The sequence below is a fragment of the Brotaphodocola sp. genome (assembly GCF_050873065.1).
GTDB lineage: Bacteria > Bacillota > Clostridia > Lachnospirales > Lachnospiraceae > Brotaphodocola.
Window position 1 is genome coordinate 71,538 of sequence record NZ_JBNMIC010000006.1, and the last position, 20,776, is coordinate 92,313.

Annotated in this window: 16 protein-coding genes; 3 read left to right on the forward strand and 13 right to left on the reverse strand. The window is 45.7% G+C overall.

Annotation, left to right across the window (positions count from 1 at the left end; all coding sequences use genetic code 11):
• Positions 1-49: 49 nt before the first annotated feature.
• The gene (locus tag ACR0QE_RS03360) at positions 50-289 is read left to right on the forward strand and encodes a helix-turn-helix domain-containing protein (RefSeq protein ID WP_432626950.1); all 240 of its coding nucleotides are present in this window, start codon (positions 50-52) and stop codon (positions 287-289) included.
• A 31-nt stretch (positions 290-320) separates the two neighbouring features.
• Positions 321-554, forward strand: coding sequence for a helix-turn-helix domain-containing protein (locus tag ACR0QE_RS03365; RefSeq protein WP_432626951.1), 234 nt, complete (start codon positions 321-323; stop codon positions 552-554).
• Positions 555-731: 177 nt separating this feature from the next.
• Here ACR0QE_RS03365 and glf read toward each other — a convergent pair whose 3' ends face one another.
• From glf to garD, 11 genes are all read right to left on the reverse strand, one after another.
• Positions 732-1,826: a UDP-galactopyranose mutase gene (gene glf, locus ACR0QE_RS03370; protein ID WP_432626952.1), complete on the reverse strand. Its 1,095-nt coding sequence runs from the start codon at positions 1,824-1,826 to the stop codon at positions 732-734.
• 67 nt (positions 1,827-1,893) lie between these two features.
• On the reverse strand, positions 1,894-4,329 hold the full coding sequence (locus ACR0QE_RS03375) for an LTA synthase family protein (RefSeq protein WP_432626953.1): 2,436 nt from the start codon (positions 4,327-4,329) through the stop codon (positions 1,894-1,896).
• Positions 4,330-4,527: 198 nt separating this feature from the next.
• Complete coding sequence (locus ACR0QE_RS03380) at positions 4,528-5,445, reverse strand: hypothetical protein (protein ID WP_432626954.1); 918 nt, start codon at positions 5,443-5,445, stop codon at positions 4,528-4,530.
• Positions 5,446-5,557: 112 nt separating this feature from the next.
• Positions 5,558-7,933, reverse strand: a complete 2,376-nt coding sequence (locus ACR0QE_RS03385) for a glycosyltransferase (RefSeq protein ID WP_432626955.1) — start codon at positions 7,931-7,933, stop codon at positions 5,558-5,560.
• A gap of 12 nt (positions 7,934-7,945) precedes the next feature.
• Entirely contained in the window at positions 7,946-9,841 is a 1,896-nt protein-coding gene (locus tag ACR0QE_RS03390) for a DUF4422 domain-containing protein (RefSeq protein WP_432626956.1), read from the reverse strand.
• Between the two features lie 144 nt (positions 9,842-9,985).
• A complete protein-coding gene (locus ACR0QE_RS03395; RefSeq protein ID WP_432626957.1) occupies positions 9,986-10,738 on the reverse strand; it encodes an ABC transporter ATP-binding protein in 753 nt (250 codons plus the stop codon).
• Between the two features lie 15 nt (positions 10,739-10,753).
• A complete protein-coding gene (locus ACR0QE_RS03400) occupies positions 10,754-11,542 on the reverse strand; it encodes an ABC transporter permease (protein ID WP_432626958.1) in 789 nt (262 codons plus the stop codon).
• A 95-nt stretch (positions 11,543-11,637) separates the two neighbouring features.
• A complete protein-coding gene (locus ACR0QE_RS03405; protein ID WP_432626959.1) occupies positions 11,638-12,588 on the reverse strand; it encodes a DUF4422 domain-containing protein in 951 nt (316 codons plus the stop codon).
• An 88-nt stretch (positions 12,589-12,676) separates the two neighbouring features.
• A complete protein-coding gene (locus ACR0QE_RS03410; RefSeq protein WP_432626960.1) occupies positions 12,677-14,011 on the reverse strand; it encodes a sugar transferase in 1,335 nt (444 codons plus the stop codon).
• A 137-nt stretch (positions 14,012-14,148) separates the two neighbouring features.
• Positions 14,149-15,840, reverse strand: a complete 1,692-nt coding sequence (locus ACR0QE_RS03415) for an O-antigen ligase family protein (RefSeq protein WP_432626961.1) — start codon at positions 15,838-15,840, stop codon at positions 14,149-14,151.
• Positions 15,841-16,123: 283 nt separating this feature from the next.
• Positions 16,124-17,644 carry a galactarate dehydratase gene (gene garD, locus ACR0QE_RS03420; protein WP_432626962.1) on the reverse strand — a complete coding sequence of 507 codons (1,521 nt, stop codon included), beginning with the start codon at positions 17,642-17,644 and terminating at the stop codon, positions 16,124-16,126.
• 384 nt (positions 17,645-18,028) lie between these two features.
• On the opposite strand from garD, the gene ACR0QE_RS03425 reads away from it, so the two are divergent.
• Positions 18,029-19,009 (forward strand): LysR family transcriptional regulator, encoded by a 981-nt coding sequence (locus ACR0QE_RS03425; RefSeq protein ID WP_432626963.1) that lies wholly within the window; start codon positions 18,029-18,031, stop codon positions 19,007-19,009.
• On the opposite strand, the gene pdxT is transcribed toward ACR0QE_RS03425, so the two are convergent.
• Complete coding sequence (gene pdxT / locus ACR0QE_RS03430) at positions 18,897-19,502, reverse strand: pyridoxal 5'-phosphate synthase glutaminase subunit PdxT (protein ID WP_432626964.1); 606 nt, start codon at positions 19,500-19,502, stop codon at positions 18,897-18,899. The genes ACR0QE_RS03425 and pdxT overlap by 113 nt on opposite strands.
• A gap of 64 nt (positions 19,503-19,566) precedes the next feature.
• Positions 19,567-20,442 (reverse strand): pyridoxal 5'-phosphate synthase lyase subunit PdxS, encoded by an 876-nt coding sequence (gene pdxS / locus ACR0QE_RS03435; RefSeq protein WP_432626965.1) that lies wholly within the window; start codon positions 20,440-20,442, stop codon positions 19,567-19,569.
• Positions 20,443-20,776: the final 334 nt, after the last annotated feature.

Consider the following 20,776-nt stretch of genomic DNA (forward strand, 5'->3'; position numbering starts at 1 on the left):
CTTTTCAAATGGAAATTTATCCTAAAATTACCATAAAAAGGAGAGATAAATGACCATTTGTGAAGCAACCAGTACCCGGATTCGGGAATTGTGTAAAGAAAAAAAACAGACTGCTTACCGAACCGCATTTCTCGCAGGAATGCCCCCGTCTACCTATAAAAGTATCATGAACGGAAAAAGCAAAAATCCCGGAATTGTCAACATCAATAAGATTGCCGACGCTCTCGGCGTTTCCATTCGAGAATTCTATGATTCTGATGTATTTGACAATCTGGACCAGGACGAGTAGCAAAGCCGTTTTCAATCAAGGGGGATCCTGTATGAATATCTGCGAAGCCACGAACTGTCGCATTCGAGAGCTCTGTGAACAGCGAGGAATCAGCGCCTATCGAAATGCTTCCCTTGCCGGAATGCCGCCAACGACCTACAAAAACATTCTTAGCGGAAGAAGCCGCAACCCCGGCATTGTCAACATCTCTCGAATCGCCGGTGCACTCGGCGTCTCGATTCGAGAGTTCTATGACTCCGATCTTTTTGACTCATTAGATACCTGATCAGATACCCTGACATAACAACCTGATTACAGCAAAAGAGAACCTGAGACTGACATCTTTATAATCTCCTTGTCAGCTTCAGGTTCTCTTGCTGTTTTTATACGATTTTATTCTGCTTTGCTGTGATACAATCTGATGCGCTGCCGTCCTTTATAGTTTTTAAAGGTTTTACAGCTCTCACAGCTCTTTCTCTGCCATATTCAGCGCAGACTCAATAACCTTATCCATATCATAATACTTGTACTCACCAAGACGGCCGCCGAAAATCACCTTGCTCTCCTTCTCAGCCAGCTTCCGGTATTCCTCATACATCGCACCGTTCTTCTCATCATTTACCGGATAGTACGGCTCGTCTCCCGGCTTCCACTCAGAACTGTACTCGCGGCTGATTACCGTCTTTGGCTGGGTGCCAAACTCAAACCACTTATGCTCAATAATTCTCGTCCAAGGTGTCTCGGCATCGGTATAATTCACAGCGGCATTTCCCTGGAAATTCGGCTTGTCTAAAACCTCTGTCTCAAAACGCACAGAGCGGTACTCAAGCGTTCCCAGACAGAAATCAAAATAAGCATCGATCGCACCAGTGTAAATCACCTTGTCCGCCATCGCATCATACTCCGCCTTGTTCTCCAGATAGTCAACTCCCAGCTTCACCTCAATGCCATCGAGCATACCGGCAACCATCTTGGTGTAACCGCCCATCGGGATTCCCTGATACAACGCATTGAAGTAGTTGTTGTCGAAAGTGAAACGAACCGGCAGACGCTTGATGATAAATGCCGGAAGTTCAGAACACGGACGTCCCCACTGTTTCTCCGTGTAGCCCTTTACCAGCTTCTCATAAATATCCGTTCCGACAAGGCTGATTGCCTGCTCCTCAAGGTTCTTCGGCTCCGTGATTCCCGCTGCTTTCTTCTGTTCCTCAATCTTTGCGGCAGCTTCCTCCGGCGTCACAACTCCCCACATCTTGTTAAAAGTATACATGTTGAACGGCAGGGAATACAACTCTCCCTTGTAGTTTGCAACCGGAGAGTTCGTGAAACGGTTAAACTCCGCAAACTGATTCACATAGTCCCAGACTTTTTTGTTGTTAGTATGGAAAATGTGCGCACCATACTTGTGCACATTGATTCCCTCAATCTCCTCCGTATAGACGTTTCCTGCGATGTTTGGTCTCCGGTCGATAACCAATACCTTTTTTCCCTTTTTCACGGCTTCACGGGCAAATACAGCGCCGTAGAGGCCAGCTCCTACTATCAGATAATCATACATGATTTTTTCCTCCTGAAAATAAACATTTCATCACTTCTTCCCACTATGCCAAAAAGATGAGACCTTGTCAATAGTGGATCTTTTTGTCAAACATGTTCCGGTACTGGAGTCTCCAGTACTCCTGCAAAAGCGGATTTTTCTCACTCGGCTCATGCCAGTTGCCTTCCCGGTCAAGATATCCGTTTCCATTCATCGCCGGAATCTCCGCGCGCACTTCTTTTAAGAAATCCTGATACGGAACCAGATCCATTCCCGCTTTCTCAAACATGAGCTCTGAGAGATAATTGGCACTGATGAACATATCATTCTGCGCTTCAATGTCATAGTTCGCCCAGATAAAGAATGGAACAATATAGCGCTTCTGCGCTTCCGCAAGCGTCCACTCGGAGAGGGGTTTTCCGACCAGAGTCTCATAAAACTCGGTCTCAACCATCGGCTGATGATCACCAAAGAACACAATCACTGTCGGCTCTTTCACAGAACGGAAATAGTCAAGAAGAACCGATAAGTCCTGATCTGACTCCTTAATCAAAGTCAAATATTCCTCCGCATTTGGAAACTTTCCCTCATACCCCGGAACGCGAACAGCATTGTCCTTAAAATAGCCGGTGTCATATCCGCTGTGATTCTGCATTGTGACATTAAAGATAAACACCGGTTTTCCTGAACTTTGATTTTTTTCAAATTCCTCAATGACTTTCTCATAGGACGCCTTGTCCGACGCATATCTCTCACGGACTAACTCCGGATTGTCAAAATCTTGAAGATCAAGAAATTCATCAAATCCAAGACGTGGATATACGCGATATCTTCCATATCCGCTCTTATCATACGGATGAATTCCTATCGTGTGATATCCTCTCGCCTTCAGAATCTGTGCAATTGAATACGTTCCATTTTTATTGATAAACTGCTGATAAGGAATCGTGCCCTGTAAAAACTCCATTGAATTTCCTGTCAGAAATTCATATTCCGTATTTGCAGTTCCTCCACCAATCGGATAGACAAGCATATGTCCTTTCACAAAATTATCCTGAAGAGAATTAAAATAGGACAGATAGTCCTCATTATTTAATTTCGAGGAGATCACACTGAGATCAGAAAAGCTCTCATTCATGATTGCTATCACATTCGGGTGAAATCCCTGATCTGCCCCCGGCGCCTCAATGAACTCTGCATACTCTGATTCAGAATCGCCCGATGAATATCCCTCCGGTTTTTCCAGATGCATGCTGCGAACATTTGAGACAAAGCTCATCGCAATACCGTATTGTTCTACATTGTAATTCAGATTCCAGAGATCCAGCTGAGGTTTAAAAAACGGGCCCCCAATGATTGCTGTTGCCAGAAGGGCAAACGGCAGGATCCACACCCGCATTTCCCGCTTTCCTTCTCTCTGAAATCCATAAAGATACCAGGTAATGACAAAGCAGAAAATAAGAAACCAGAGTGCGGCAAACATTTCCCACTGAAACTCATATCTGTAGTTTAAAAATACATTCTTCGCTGTTCCTGCTGCAAGAAAATCTCCCGGTGTGATCGGAGTTCCCCGGAAAGAATTCACAAAATAATTTGCGACTGCAAAAATATAACTCAAAATTGCCGGAAAAAGAAAAGATCCCGTAACTGTCCGTGTGATCATATACAGAATCAAAACCATCAGGAAATAGATCCCCATATTTCCCAACATATAAATTCCCGAAATATTTTCTACATTGCTTCCCACCAGTTCAGCTGCAAAGAAGATGCTGTACGAGAGTACCAAAAGCCAGAAACCATTTGCCATCTTCTCATACTTTCCGATCCGGCAATCTTTCTCCCTCAAATATTCAGAAGTTCCAATACCTCCAGTCAGCATGATCCCCGTCCACACACAACATTCCATTGCATAGATATTTTGATCAAAGTACAGACTGCCAAACCACAAAACCGCATAAAAGGCGAGAACCGTACCACCCCATCGGACTCTGTCGTCCCTTTTTTTCCATTCATTCCACGCATATGGGAACATATGCACACTTCCCGCAACCAAAAAAACTACTAAAACAAATAAAGCAATATGCTTTTGAATGGAAACTGCGCCGATATTATGTCTGAATTCAAGATCCTTCCACGTCGGAGAATACAGATCAATCCGGCCGGCCCTCTTTCCATTTATCGAGACTTCTGCAATTCCAGATCCATCATGCTTCTGAAAATAAATCTCCACTCGTTTTGCATTTTCCACATGATAGGTCATCGTTTCCGGAGAGTCCGGATTTACTGCCATCCAAATGCTGTCCTCATATCTCCACGCACTGCTCTTTTCCAACTTTTCTAAAGGTAAATCTTCATCATCAATTCGCATTCTGGTGATTCTTACATCTGTTCCACCTGATTTACTGTTTTTCTGAGCAGTATCCGTGATCGCAATCGTTGCATCTGCCGAATGATTGGAAAATCGATCACTCAGCATGGTATACGGCAAAAGAATGGAAATTGCGATGGTAATCAGCAACTCCATTCCCCATTTTTTCCAATTTCTATTCGTTTTTTCAGAATTCAATTTCTATACCTCACCTGAAATTTTCCATTCTTCCTGAAAGTTCTACTTTTTCAGAAGAGTCCGGTTACCCGGACTCTTTGTCTTCTTTCTATTTTTTCTGTAAACAGTCTATTTTTATTCAACAAACTTATATTTTACATCTAAAATTTAAAATCCTTATGCTTTCATCAGTCCAGAGATAATATGTCTCAACTGTGCGATATACTTTTCCTGCTCTTGTCCATGCTCTTCCAGCCATTTTTTTCCTGACTCAAGCTCTGCTACCCACTTTTCAAGTTCTTCGATTCGAGTATCCTTAAAGTGATACTGCTCATCCAGCCAGTTTTTCGCAGTCAAAAGCTCGTCTCTCTGTTTTTCAAGTTCCTGAATCTGATTCCGTAATCTCTCATCCCGCTTTTCTTGTTCTTCTGGAGAGGGATAATATTCTCCACATCTGCCGATTACATCCATCCATCCGGCAATATCTCCGCCAGTCTGCGTATTTTCATCCTCCGCAAACGCCTCAACGCTCCGAACCGTCAGAAACTTATCACAAACATCTTCACCAAGGAACTTTATAAATTCAAGATGGCTCTTTTCTGCCACTGCAAGAAGCATGAATTTCTGCGAGACATAATGTTCTTTCAAAAATTTCAGTACTCCCTGGATAAACTCTGCATTCTCTTTTCCATCTTTTTTGCTTGGAACTTTTACAATAAACAGGGTTGTCTGATCGGATTCAAGCAGCTTTTTTAACTTCTCAATCAGATAATTTTCCCGTGATTTCAGTTCCTCAATCATCGAATCAGCCACTGCCTGATTTACGGTTCCATCTTCCTGAAAAAGTGCTGCCTTATCTCCTTTTCCGTGAAAAGAAATTCCATATTTCTTGTCTAAAAACATTCCCCACGGGAGAACTTCAATCTCATGCTTTAAAATGTCATCCAGATTCTGAAGTGCGTCCAGAAATTTTTTCTGATCCTTTATATAAGCCCATGAAAATGGATAAGACTTTATCTTATCGTGAATAAAATCCTCAATCCGAAAAGAAACCTCACAGTTATATCCCAAAGACACAATATTTTGAAACTGCATAATCGTACCTCTCAAAGTCAAATCATCCGTATACCTATGTACCAAATAGTTCCCATCTGTCACATATCTGACACCTGCAAAACTTACCAATCGCATTTATTTGTCTATAAATCTATGAATGTGTCACCTTATGCAGCGCATGCTTCAATGTATAACCAAATCCATGCTCCTGCACACAGCGTACTCCACCTCTGCAAAGTCTCGGAACTGCGGTGATGGTTCTTCCAATCATAAATGATGCCGAGTGCCAGATTCCATCACATTCTTTCTCGAAGAATTCCTTCTGCTCTCGCACACGGTCCAGCTCTTCTCTTGTCCGGCGAAGTTCACTTTCAAACCAGCAACTGTCTGTCCAGACTCTTTCACTTTCCTGTCCCATTTCCTCATATGCAAGATACATACTGAGCACATCATCAGCAAGATATGGCAGAGCCCGCATACTGGCAGAAACCATTGCTCGCTTTGCAGTACGTTCCTCTAAAAAGCAGTCTTCGATCGCAGATTCCATATTTTTAATCATTGTATCGAGTCCAAAACGATCTTCGACTTTCTTTCTGCAATTCTTGCACATCTCGCCATAAGCAGTCTTGTTTTTCTCATCGAGAATTTCGAGAATTGCATCCACATACTGCCTGATCTCTTCTTCAGAATAAATCGTGCACTTGATGTCCTCTTCTCTCTGCATCAGCGGAAGCACCCGTCCGACCGTCTCATCGATCAGCTCTTTCTGACCTCCGACATCCGCAGTGATAACCGGCGTCATCATCGAGCATGACTCATATGCCGTGAGCGAAAGTCCCTCTCTGATCGAGCAGATCAGTGTCAGATCAGAATCCTTATAAAACGGTCTCACATCCTCCTGCATGCCTGCAAAAATCACATTCCCGCCAAGGTTGTATTCCTCTATCTTTCTCTGCATGCCACCGCGCTCATCGCCGTCGCCCACAACCATAAAGTAGATATCTTTTCTCTTTTCAATGACCTGCTTTGCGATCTCAACCATCAGATATGGTCTCTTCTGACTGTGGAGACGACATGGGAATAATACCATTTTTGCCTGATCCGGAATTTTATATTCAGAACGGATCGTTCCGTACTCGGTCTTGCTCGGATCAAATTTATTCTGATCAACACCGATATAAAGCGTCTCAACAGAATCCTCGCTCCGTCCAAAGTGGTTAATGAAAGCTCTTCTCGTCGCCCCGTTGCAGACGTAAGTCTTCTCCAAAAGATCCGACATTGCCATGGAAGTTCTCGCATATCCGCCATTTCTCCAGTACATCTCTTCCATGTGAACATAGTCAATCATTGCCATCTCTGGATACTGCACCTTGAGCCATGGAAGCAGATAATATCCATAGTAGGAGTTTGATACAAGACAGACATCAATCTGTCTTGTCTGAATGATATAGGAGATAAACTCTGCATAGTTCTTCACATCAAGGAATTCCGGAAGACTATAAATCGCTGTCGTGTATTCTCTGAACTTCTGTTTCCAGTCATTCTCTGAATTCTCAGTTGCAATGATTGTAATGTTGTATTTCTCCTTGTCGAGCAGTCTCACAAAATCCAGATTAAACTGATCGGCTCCTCCGGTAATCATCCACGGAATCAAGAACAGGATTTCTTTTTTCTTCTTTTCTGTGCGGTACGGCTTATTGAACTCAGATCGTCTCGGAAGAACAAAACCTTCCCTTTGAAGTTCGCCGCCAAATGTCTTTGCCTCAACGCTTCCATCCGCAGTCTTTGCAACCTCATTGATCAGATAATCGGCACGTTTTTTCACATCATCATCCGTAGTGATTGCACTCAGCACTCCCGTGTCAGTTCTGCGATACCAGAATTCCAGACTCTCCACATGAACCGGTTTCTTGCTGTTTGAGAGCATTTTCAGCCAGAGTCTCCAGTCCTCAAAATAATGCTTTTCCACCTCATCATAACAGCCTACTTCCAGCAGATCCTTTTTTCTGATTGCCGCACTCTCCACAAGGAAATTGTAAGTTTTCAGCTTTTCTGCATTAAACGGATACTGCCACACGTATTCCTGATTCTGGAAACCTACGCTGTCGGTGTATGCCCAAGCTGCATCCGGATTGTAATAGAGCGCCCAGTAGAGCAGCTCAAAGTACGTCGGCTCAATCAGCTCATCCGCATCCAGAGTGATAACGATCTCCGACATACTCTCCTTAATTCCACGATTTCTCGCAGAAGAAATTCCTCCGTTCGGTTTATGTACGACACGAATTCTCGGATCTCTTTCCTCCACCTGTTTTAAGAATTCCGCTTCCCCTTCCTTATTGCTTCCGTCGTCAACAATCACCCACTCAAACCACGGAAACGTCTGGTTTATTACGCAGGGATAGAGTTTTTCAAAATATTTGCTCGCATTGTAATATGGAGTCACAACAGAGACAAGCGGTTTCTCAGTCTTCACAAGATCTCTGTTGCATTCTACTCTCCCCGGCTCTTTAGAAAAATCAAATTTCATATCTGTTTCCTCTTATCTTCCCAGTATCGACTTGACTACCTTCTTCACCCATTCTCTGCGTCTGCTTCCAAATGGCAGAAGTTTATTTGCGATCTTCCGGATTCCCGGATCTTCTCCCATCTTTGCAATCACCGGAGCGGAGACAGGCGTATTCGCCTCGTCATCGAAGCATCGCTTAATCCGTCGAAGAAGCATCGGATAGTACGGAGACAATTTTGCATACTCCCAGAAATACTCCGCAAAGTCACAGTCCACGACATCCCACGGCTTCTGGTATCCGGCAAAGTGAATCAGATACGGGCACTTACGGGCTTTTGTGTACTCCTCAAACAGCTCTCTCGGTGCCATTTTGAGGATCTGCATCCGGCTTCGTCCCGGCTCCTGCCAGTCCATCAGCGTGTTCCACTGCTGTGGAATGTAAGTCACTTTATTCTTGCAGATAATATTCAGGATATCCTGATCGTGGCAGCGGAACGAGTGTGTCAGCGCCAGCTGAATCATCTCCTCCGAAGTCGCCGTCTTTCTCAGACCATCAAGATCAAGAATCAGCACACCCGCCTGAAAATAGTCAAATGCACAGTCAAGTCCAAGTGTCTCTGTCGCATACTTCTTCCAATCATTCTGATTCAGATTCAGCTGTCCGGCAACATCGATATCTTTCGCCGCACCAATGATTGATCCTTTCAGATCCATGTCGTAAAGTTCTGCCACATCATGGTCTGCGACCATATCGCAGTCGAGGTAAAGAATCTTGTGATAGTTTGGCATGATCTCCGGAATGATCAGACGGTAGTAGGTCTCAACCGAGAGATGCTGATCGACAAACAATTTGCTCGCATCAAAATACTCACAGACACGTATGAAACGGATTGAGATATTGTCCTTTCCGCGTGCCGCCATCGTGATCCAGTTCCGGTTCTTCTCAGAAATATCGTTGTAAAGGACAATCAGATCATAGTTCCGGTTCGGAGATGCATTTGCAATCATCGAACGGATCATGATGTCAAGATACGGGGCAAAACGGTTATTCGCAGAGAGCACTACTGGAACGCTATCCCTGTATACGGGCTCAAGAATCGACTTTGGAGCCGTATCCTGAAACAGTGTCTTCGGCAGTTCAAACGAACGGATTCCCTGCTGTTTCTTTAAGTACATATAATAAATTCCACAGAGACGCTCTGCAAGATAACCCATCACGCGATACTCTTCCACGCTGTACCATGTCATATCAATCTGCTTCTCTGCCTCAAACAGAATATCAAACAGCCACTCACAATATTTCCTGTAAATTTCCCGCTTCATGATAAACATATTGCACTCGTGGGCTGTCGTGGATTTCATGTACTCATCTGCAGTCTCTGCAAATTCCGGATACTTCTCCTTCAAAATCTTCAGCGTGACATCGAGATCTTCTCTATGCTGGAATGGAGCAACACCGTACTCCCGATAGACATCCAGCAACGCTCCGCCTTCCTGAATCCGCGGATAACGTCTTCCCTTCACGGAAATCACATCGTACTTTGTGATCAGCTCCCGCATTTGATCCGGTTTCAGGCGAAGCTCATCAATCACCTCATCCGTAATCCGGTCATAGGCAATATTTCCCCAACCATCATCGCGGTCAAGATTCGGGTCAAAGGAGAAATATCTCCGATAATGGAAAAAGCCGTAGTAATCGGCATCGTCATTCTTCCACGCCCAGTACTGAGCTGTCAGCTCACAATAACTCTTATTCTTTTCAGAGATATTGTCACCCTCATCGTCGTGAAGCATTCCTTCCAGTTTTTTTCCAGAAAGAGCAGTTCCCACCTGAATCGGATACAGGTAAGGATTTTCCGGTACATAGGAGGGTTTGTGGCAAACCACATAGATTTTGATGTTGGGATTCTTTTCTCCGTTCTTTTCCATCGTATGTCCTTCCTTAACATTTATCATTTTTCGGCAATTATTGCAAGATAACCATCCAGCACCTCGCTGACCGGAACATGATTTTTCTTCCATGATCTGTTCCCGATCTTCATTTTGAGATACCGAATGGCTATCCATCCATTTTTAAAGAAGAGAAAGGCTGTCCATATAAGCGTCGCAGACTCCCTCTGACTCACCCTGCAAGATCACGTTTCCCTTGTGTAACCAAATTGCATGATCGCAGAGCTCCCGCACGGTTGCCATCGTGTGAGACACGAACAGAAGCGTCGTTCCGTTGTCAAGCATTTTGTGCATACGTTCCTGGCACTTCTCCTGGAATGCAGCATCTCCAACTGCCAGAACCTCATCCACAATCAGAATCTCTGGTTGTACAATTGTCGCAATCGCAAATCCAAGACGTGCCGCCATACCGGAAGAATAGTTCTTGATCGGCATGTTCATAAAATCCTTGAGTTCCGCAAAGTCCACAATCTCATCATAGTGGCTGTCCATGAATTCCTTGCTGTATCCGAGAACTGCACCGTTTAAGTAAATATTCTCAGTCGCAGTCAGCTCTCCGTCGAATCCGGCTCCGAGCTCAATTAACGGTGCAATGCTTCCGTAGACATCGACCGTGCCCTTGTACGGCTTTAAAATTCCACAGATCAGTTTCAAGAGCGTTGACTTGCCGGAACCGTTCGTTCCGATCAGTCCCCATGCCTCCCCGCGCTTTACCTCAAAGTTTACATCCTTGAGCGCAAGAAACTCCTGAAACATCAGCTCTCTCTTAATCAATTTTACAAAATATTCTTTTAAATTATCAATCTTCTCCGATGCCATATTAAACCGGACGGTTGCATCGGTCACTTTAATCATAATATCACTGTTCTCTGCCATGATGCCCCCTCCTTCTTAGATGTACAGAATAAACTTATCCTGAGTCTTTAAAAATGCACCAGTTCCAATCACCAGCATCAGAATCGCTGCACCGGTTCCGGCTACGAGCAGATACGGATCTGGCATTCTGCACTCCAGAACAATCTGGCGGAACTCTGTAATGTAAAAATACATGGGATTGAAAGTCATGACAAGACGGCGCAGAACATCCGGAAGTAAAGTAATCGGGTAGAACATTGGAGTCAGATACATCCATGCTGTCAGCAGTGCATTATAAATATACTGGATATCACGGAAGAATACCGATCCCTGAGCCAGCAGCATTCCAAGTCCCAGACAGAAGATATACTCCTGCAAAAGGATCACCGGAATCAGCAGATAATAAATATTCGGTGTCACTCTGCACACGACAAATACCACAACAAGTGCGCCGAGGGCAAACAATGTGTTTACAAAAGAACTCGTCACTTTTGAGACAGTGAAGACATACTTAGGCACATACGTCTTTTTCAAGAGCGACGCATTTCCTGTGATCGAAAAGATCGCCTGTGTCGTCGACTCACTCATAAAGTTATACAGGGTCTGACCGATAATCAGATATACCGGAAAATTCACAATATCAGAACGAAACATATTGGAAAATACAATTACCATGATGACCATAATCATCAGCGGATTCAGGATACTCCACAGATATCCGAGAAAACTTCTGCGGTATTTCAGCTTGATATCCTTTGTCACCAGCTGCTCCATCAGAAAACGGTACTTGTAAAAACCGCCAAGTCGTTTCAAAAATAAATTCATATTTGCTCCTTTATTTTTTGCAGTTAAGGTTACCGTCCAAAAAATGCCTAGCTCTGTACAGTAACCAATTAACTGCTGCTATTGACTTACTTCTACTATCGCAAAAAGATACTGCGCAGAATCACTCTCCGCAGGCTTCCTGCCGGAAACATACGGTTCAGTTTGCGCATATCGATCTTAATTTCTAATTTTGTGGGTTTCAGCCGAAATGTCCGAATATTGGACGTGCATGCCTCCTTTCCCGGCTCTGTATTATAAAACTTCAGATAAGGCAGTTCCGCGCACTTTGCGCCGTTTGCCCTCTGATAAAAATAAAAAACGCCAAACAGACGCTCCGCCAGATAGCCCATCAGACGAGGCTGCGGCGTCTTGCTGCCGGCACTTTTATTTTCCTCTTCAAATTCCTCCAGAATTCCAAACAGCCATGCCATATACGTCTGAAAGAGTTCTTTTTTCATGATATACATATTCATGTAGTAGATCTCTTTTGAATTCATGTAGGCATCTGCGGCCTCTGCATATTCCGGATGACGCTTTTTCAAAATATTTAAAATCCGGTCGAGAGTCTCTGCCGGATGATACTGACAAAATTGCCGGTACACGGTCGTATTGATTCTCTCGCGGAATACCGTCAGCAGATCATACTGTCTGATCTGGCTGTTCATCCAGTCCGAATGCAGTCGGTACGGCGTCAGGTCTTCCCAGATTGAATCAAGTTCCGTGTATGGTCTTCGCCCTTTTCCTGTCTTCAAATGTCCCTGCTCATCAACCGGACAGACTCCGTCAAACGCAAGGTATCTTCGATAATGGAAAAAGCCATAATAATCACAATTTACATTTTTCCAGGCCCAGTACTGGGCAGTGAGTTCACAATATTCCGGATTTCTCACAGAGATATTGTCTCCCTCATCATCGCGCTGCATTCCCTCAAAATGCGTCTTTGCCAGCGCCGCCCCCACCTGTACCGGATACAAGAGAGGATTCTCCGGTACATAAGTCGGCTTGTGGCAGGCGATGAAAATACGAATATCAGGTGTCTCTCTCATTCTTCCTTCCCTGCTTATTGTCTACTCTTCTCTACTCTTTCGTCTCACTACTCTCTTCGAGTGTTCGATCTTCTTCAATTTCTTATTCTTATTCCTTTACACCCTCCGTGGCTTCCTTCATAAACATGATCTTAGGAGTCATGATAATCAGCTTTAAGTCCAGAAAAAGGGAATAATTGCGGATATAGGTCAAATCCAACTTCAGCTTATCATAAGAAGTCGTGTTATATTTTCCGTAAACCTGTGCATAACCGGTCAGACCGGCCTTCACTTTCAGGCGATAAGAAAACTCGGGGATCTCCTTCTCGATCTCCGCCGCAAGCTCCGGGCGCTCCGGACGCGGTCCGACAATCGACATCTCTCCCCTGAGAATATTGTAAATCTGCGGAAGCTCATCGAGACGGGTCGCACGCAGAAGCCGTCCAACCGGAAGAATCCGTGGATCATGCTCCGATGCAAGTCTCGCTCCGCTGTACTTCTCCGCATCCTGAATCATTGTGCGGAATTTAAAAATCTCAAATGTCTTTCCGTCCTTCGTCAGTCTCGTCTGCTTGTAAATCACCGGACCTCCGTCCGTCAGCTTGATGCTGATTGCAATAATCAGGAAAAACGGTGCCGTCAGGACCGCAGCAATCAGAGAGCCGACAATGTCAACTGCACGCTTGCAGAATTCCTGTTCAATCTGGAGTCCCGTATTCCGGGACAGCAAAAGCGGAGAATCAAAAAGATTCAGTTCCACAGAACTGCGAAGCAGAATGTCCGAAATCTTCGGAACGCTGTATGTGCGAATTCTCTGTGAAAAACAATATTTAATAATCAGATTTCTCTCATGGGACGGCATATCTCCAACGATAATTCCATCATACTTAGCGATCTCCTGTTTCAGTCGCTCCATTCCGACGCGGTAGCTGATGATCTCACTGATCATATACTTGTCCTCTCGGGCATTCATCTTCTCCACGAGATGATAATCGGAATGCTCTCCGGAAATCAGGAGCATTCTTCTCGGCGGGAACATACTGTTGTAAAACCACTGGAACAGAAGTGTCCAGACAAGAATCACCAGTGCTCCGACAACTAGATCCAGAATAAGCGGAATCGGTGTGATAAAATGCTTATGCTGTACGGAAATCTGAAAATATGTAACGATATTTGCAAAAATCACAGACAGAATCTGAGAATAAATCAGATTTCCTCTCTTGAGCTGGCCCACTTTGAACCCGCCGTATGTCTGCATGAAGAACACCAGCAGGAGTCCATAAATAAAAATCATCATCCAGTTGCCCCTCCTGAAAAACGGAGCCCAGATGATTTTATTATACCAGCCTGTCCAGATCATTCCGTATACGCCTGTGAGCAATGCAATCAGGACCACAGAAAATCCGACCTTTATCAGTCTTTTGTACTGTTCAAAATTATTCATGACGTTTCTTTCTCTCAAACCTTCCATCGCGTCATCCCTGCAGAATGCGCAGTAAATCTCAATACAGTATAGCATTCTGCAAATGATAACGCAACCTCACGTTTTTAGGAAACTCTGAGGTTTTATTTACTTTTTTATTAATATCTGGCAGATTTATTGTTTCTGCGTTTTCCTGCAATTGCCATCCCGGCACTCATCAACAGCCACATCATCGGAGTTGCAATCGGGAGATCCAGATTGACGATCGCCTGGCAGGCATAGCAGAGCACTGCTCCGGCACAGGCAAGCGCGTAAGGATTTCTCTCGCGCATTTTTGTGATTCTGCCAATCCCCGAAATCAGAAATCCCACATAGGCAAGCGCACCGAGCGGACCGATTGTCACAAAATACTGGATGTACGCGTTGTGCGCATTGTCAAAGATCTGACCGGTCGCATCAATCATCTCTGCCATGATCTTGTCGGTTGTCATAATGCCAAAGGTATCCGGGCCAAAGCCAAACAGCTTGTGGATCGGTTTCAGTTTCTGGTACATGCGGAAAGATGCCTTCCAGATATATCCGCGGTTTGTTCCCCAGCTGTCGCTAAAGACAAGGTACTCTGCGAGACTTCCGTAGCGCGCCCCGTTTCCGCCTGCATTTGCATCGTAAAGCATGAAGAGAAGTGCCACTGCTCCTGCAATCAGCAGTCCTCCCCAGATTCGTCCAAGAAGTTTTCCGAGAGCAAATACGTCAGAATCCTGCGAGGATCCCAAATCCGCTTCTGCACCCCCACCCTTCACGCTGTTTTTTCTCACCATGAACCAGTACCAGACAGCAGTAACCACCCAGAGCAGAATGGCTGCCGCAAAAAGGCCCTTGAAATTCGAGATGATTCCAAATAAGCTGTCCAGACCGATCACGATATCCGCAAATGCCTGGTTGATCCAGTCAATGCACTGAATGACTGTCACAAACGTGGAAAGCATCACCAGATAGCGCAGAATTGCGCGGCGGCTCTTCAACACAACAAACGGCAGAAATGCAAACAGAGCTCCAATTGCAAGATAGGCATTCTCACTGCATCCCATGATGATTGCAAAGAAAGAGATTGTCATGCATCCATAGTACCAGATCATCTTGAGACGGTTTTCTTCCTGAGTGAAACGCGCCGCTGCAAATCCCATGATAATCGCCACATATGCCGTGTACGTGTTGATGTTTCCGACTGTCGAGGTGAAGATTGTCGACTGTTCCGGCTTAATCTTTCCGCGGAAATCCAGAATATCGAGCTGAAAATAATCGGTGATGCCGATCACACACATGATCATTCCGGAAATCAGAAAGAGCTGGAGGATCCATCCCTGAACCTTCCAGAAACGGCTCACAACAAAATAGACAACCACGTAGATCGTCAGCAGAAAGAGACCCGAATAACGCCCCTCATTTCCCCAGAATGATTCATAGAAGTAATCGGACTGAAGCGTCGAGATCAGCGCAATCACCCAGAAGAGGAGAACTGCCGCATCTGCGATGCAGAACGTTTCCTTCCAGTTCTTCGGTTTCAATCCGGAGAAAAGTTGTTTTGTGTGATCTCCTCCGCATTCTTTAAAATCAATCAGCATCATAATCAGCCCGAGAACCAGCAGAATTCCAAGCATCGCAAGCATCGGAATATAATATGCCTTATATTTTGTCTCCAAAATATCAATATAGGAATTGTGATAAATCAGCGGAAATACGGTTGTAATCAACATCAGAAAAAACGTGATGACTCCACTGGTAATCGCAGAACATGTCTCGGAAAAACTGTCTTCCACATAGACAGGCATCTTTTTCTCTGTTTCAGCCATTTGAAACCTCCATTCTTATTATTTTTTGTTCTGGTATCATTTCTTATACCTCTTATATCGCGTTGAACTAACGTGCTTTCCCCATTATAAACGGACACCGGTATTTTCGCAATCCTTACCGTATCCAATAAAAAAGAATCCATGCGGAGCATTTTTGTATGATAGGACGCGATTTCCTATCATACAAAAAAAGACAGCTGACTTCCGGACATAAAATGTGGGGTATGTCCATGAAATCAGCTGTCTTTCCATTTTATTATTTTATTGAATCAAAGGTTTCTCATCAGGTTATCGGAGCCGGGTTGAAGATACACATGTCGTTGTGGAAACCGTACTGATCGCTGTACGGCTGTTTCCGTCCGGAAGCGACATCGATCATGTAGTTGAAAATCTGGGTTCCAACTTCTGCAATCGTCTTTTCGCCGGTTGCAACCTGACCTGCGGAGATATCGATCATATCAAACCAGTTGTCCTTCATCTCGTTACGGCTGCACACCTTGATGACCGGAGCAATCTCCAGACCATACGGGGTTCCGCGTCCGGTCATGAATAACTGTAAGCCAATGCCTGCCGCAATCTGGGACGGTCCGCATACGATATCGGATGCCGGGGTTGCCGCATAGATCAGGCCCTTCTTCGTCGGTCTCTCGCCAGGACCAGTTACCTCGACGATCGGGGAAGTACCGGACTTTGCGATCGATCCCATTGCCTTCTCAACGATGTTTGCAAGACCGCCCTTCTTATTTCCAGGGGTCGGGTTTGCATCACGGTCTACACCGCCCTGATCAAGATAATCGTCGTACCACTTCATCTCCTGGGCGAGACGGTCGCGAACTTCCTTGTTGACGCAGCGTGCTGCCAGCATATGAACGCCGTCACGCACCTCGGTTACCTCACTGAACATAACGGTACCGCCTCCGCGAACCAGCATATCTGCCGCATATCCGGCACTCGGGTTTGCAGTCAGTCCGCTGAATGCATCACTTCCGCCGCACTGCATACCGATGACAAGCTCACTGAGCGGAAGCGGTTCACGCTTACGCTGGTTCAGCTTCTGAAGCTTCTTCTCTGCCATTGCCATGATCTGATTCATCATCTCGTCATGTCCGTGACATTCCTGAATCGTCAGGCAGTTCTCCGGAGTGATATCCTCCGGGTCCATGAGACGCTCATAGGTCAGCTTCTCACATCCCAGACCGAGAACCATCACCTCACCGCCAAAGTTCGGATGATGAATGATGTTGTGGAGGGAACGAATCGGAATATATGCCATCGGTGCATTGATGGCAACGCCACAGCCGTATGGATGAGTGACCGCAACAACACCATCCACATTCGGGTACTTCGGAAGCAGTTCCTTCTTGATTCTCTCGACAGCGACCTTTGCAACTCCTGCCACGCACTGTACGGTCGTCATGATTCCGAGAAGGTTTCTCGTTCCTGCCGGGCCGTGCTCATTCTTGTAACCCATCCAGGTCGTGACGGTCGGCTCCGGGAGCTCCTCCTTCGGCACAATATGGGTTGCATATGGCATATCATCCAGTGCCGGGCTCTTCGGCAGAATAACCATATGCTCATTGATCCAGTCTCCGGTCTGGATATCATCTTTTGCGTATCCGAGAACAACGCCATAACGAACGATCGGCTCATTCTTCGGAATCGGCTGCAGGGCAATCTTGTGTGCCTGCGGAATGTCGCAATTTGCATGAATTCCCGGAAGCACTTCGGTTCCCTTCGGGATGTCATGAACCGCAATTGCTACGTTATCCTGCGGTTTCACCTTAATGTAAAGCGGTGCAGACATTTCAACTCCTCCTTTTTTGTGAAACGCAACTGTCTCTCACTTCGACTCTCAAGCTCGTTGCGTCTGACCTTTTGTATGATTTTATTATATCTCACATCAAATTTGATGTAAAATATATCCTTTTAATACGGGTATTAGAAAAACCGATAGCACGCCAGAAAATCCGCTGATTTGCTTGACTTTTTCTTGTATTTTTCGATATATTTGAGAGAGAAAGAAATCGTTTCAAAGCAAAATAAACAGCTCAGAAAAAATGTGGAAAAGGCTCAGAAAGAAGCCCCAAAATAAGGTTTAAGATAAAGCAAAAAGAAAGATTCCTATAAAAATCCTACAAAAAAGAGAAAGAAAAAACATAAATAAAAAAGAAAAGAGTATCAGACTACTATGGACTTAAAACAACTTGAATATATTGTCAAAATTGCAGATGAAAAAAATGTATCGCGGGCAGCTGAAAAGCTTTACATCAGCCAGTCTGCGCTGAACCAGCAGCTCTTAAAACTTGAAAAAGATCTCGGCGCACCGCTCTTTTTCCGCACCCGCAACAACTGGCAGCTCACAGAAGTCGGTGAGATCTATGTCCGCACTGCCCGGGAAATCCTCGGTCTGAAGGAGTCCGCCTACAATCAGATCGCCGATGTGCTCGGAAGTGAATCGAGACATTTCACGCTCGGAATCGCTCCCGGCCGCGGCATCCGTATGTTCACAAATGTATATCCGAAATTTTTAAAAAAATTTCCGGGTGTCTCGATCTCTCCGATCGAGATGAGCAGTTACCGCCAGCAATCCCTGATCGCCGATGAAAAACTCGATCTCGGTTTTCTCACGATCGGGGACAGCCAGAAAATCAACAGCAACTACCACACCATCTACTCGGAGGAGCTCTTTGTCGCACTTCCGACCAGTCACCCCTTAAGCAGATCAATTCCCCGCACTCCGGGCCAGATCCCGGAGATTGACCTTGATCAGCTTCAGGATGAACCTTTCGTGCTGATGTATCCGGGATCGAGCTGTCGTTTTCTGACCGATGCAATCTTCGGCGAAGCGGGAATCACACCAAATGTCCTGTTTGAGACTTCCAATGCCGGAAGCATCGCCTACTTCGTCTCTTCCGGCCTTTGCTGTGGTTTCATTCCGGAATTTTATGCCCTGGAGAGAGACGATATCAGCCTGTTTGCTCTCCCGTCGCATCCACACTGGGATGTCGCATTCTGCTACTCAAAACGTGCCTATCTGAGCAAGCCGCTCAAAGAATTCATCCGGCTTTGCTCAGAGTACTGGACGGAATATTACCGGCAGAAGCGGCCATTTTCAGGAAATACTCGTGAATCCGGGGATCCTGCCCCAGCTCCGGATGAAATGCCGTGACGAGCTGATTTCCCTGACGTGCCGCCACGATGTGGCCGTCCACCTCAGCCAGTGCCCGTGCACCGCCCCAGACCTGCTCCACATAAGGAGCCCGGATGAAGGTCATCGGCACTGGCTCTCTCATGTCATCAAATTTATCTTCCGTATAGAAACTGCCAAGCTGACGACCGTAGGCATTTCGCTTTACCTGAATCTCCATCGTTCCAAGACAGGGTGTTCCGCCCTCCACCTTTTCTGCGAGCAGAATCATTCCGGCACAGGTTCCAAAGACCGGAAGGCCATTCTGAATTCTCGTCCGAAGTTCCTCAAACATGCCCTCATCCCGGAGAAGTTTCCCGATCACCGTGCTCTCACCGCCCGGAAGAATCAACGCGTCAAACGGCGTATCCAGATCCTTCTTCTGGCGAATCTGAAAGTGATCTGCTCCCAGTCTTTCCAGCATCTCTTCATGTTCTGCAAACGCTCCCTGAAGAGCCAACACCGCTACTCTCATGATTTCTGCCACTCCTTTTTGTCTCACCGTATTCCGGCATTTTCTTGATTTCTTGGGTTGTATCTTATTTTCCACGCTCTGCCATCAGAATCTGAATTTCCTGCTCATTGATTCCAACCATCGCCTCACCGAGTCCCGTGGAAAGTTCTGCAATCAGCTTTGCATCTTTATAGTTTGTCACCGCCTGCACAATCGCAGCCGCACGTTTTGCAGGATCTCCGGATTTAAAGATTCCGGAACCGACGAAGACACCCTCTGCTCCAAGCTGCATCATCAGCGCTGCATCTGCCGGAGTGGCGACTCCACCTGCTGCAAAGTTCACAACCGGAAGTTTTCCGTTTTCATGCACATAAGTCAGAAGATCAAGCGGAACCTGGAGCTGCTTTGCGGCCTCAAAAAGTTCATCCTCTCTCAAGCTCTGTACGCGGCGGATCTCCGAGTTCATTGCGCGCATATGGCGGACAGCCTGAACAACATCACCGGTTCCCGGCTCGCCCTTTGTGCGGATCATCGATGCGCCTTCCGCAATTCTTCTGAGCGCCTCACCGAGATCACGTGCTCCGCAGACAAACGGAACCTGAAACTTTGTCTTATCAATGTGATACACATCATCTGCCGGGCTGAGAACTTCACTCTCATCGATGTAGTCAATCTCAATCGCCTCGAGGATCTGTGCCTCCACAAAGTGACCGATTCTGCACTTTGCCATGACCGGAATGCTGACTGCCTCCTGAATTCCACGGATCATTCCCGGATCACTCATGCGGGATACTCCGCCTGCGGCACGAATGTCCGCCGGAATTCTCTCAAGTGCCATGACTGCACACGCGCCTGCCTCCTGAGCAATTTTTGCCTGCTCCGGAGTTGTCACATCCATAATTACGCCGCCCTTGAGCATCTGTGCCAGCTGTTTATTCAGTTCGTATCTGTTCTCTTTCATCGTCTCTTCGCCTTTCTGCGGCGCATCTTTTTTCTTCCCGGGATCTATGTGCGTCCGATGGTTCCATTATACGCACAAATGGCATTGTGAAAATATCCAGTTTTTATTATTTTAACCAGTCCAGTTATGCAGGCATAAAAAAAGATGCCCGGAGTCTTGCTCCAAAACACCATTATCACCATTTTGTAAAACAAAAAAAGCCATGTTCCATCTCTGGAACACAGCTCTCCTCTCTCATATACCTTCAAAACTGCACATTGAATCATCCGTATTCTGTATTTCCTAAACCGTCTTGGTTAAGCCCTCGACCTATTAGTGACAGTCAGCTCCACAC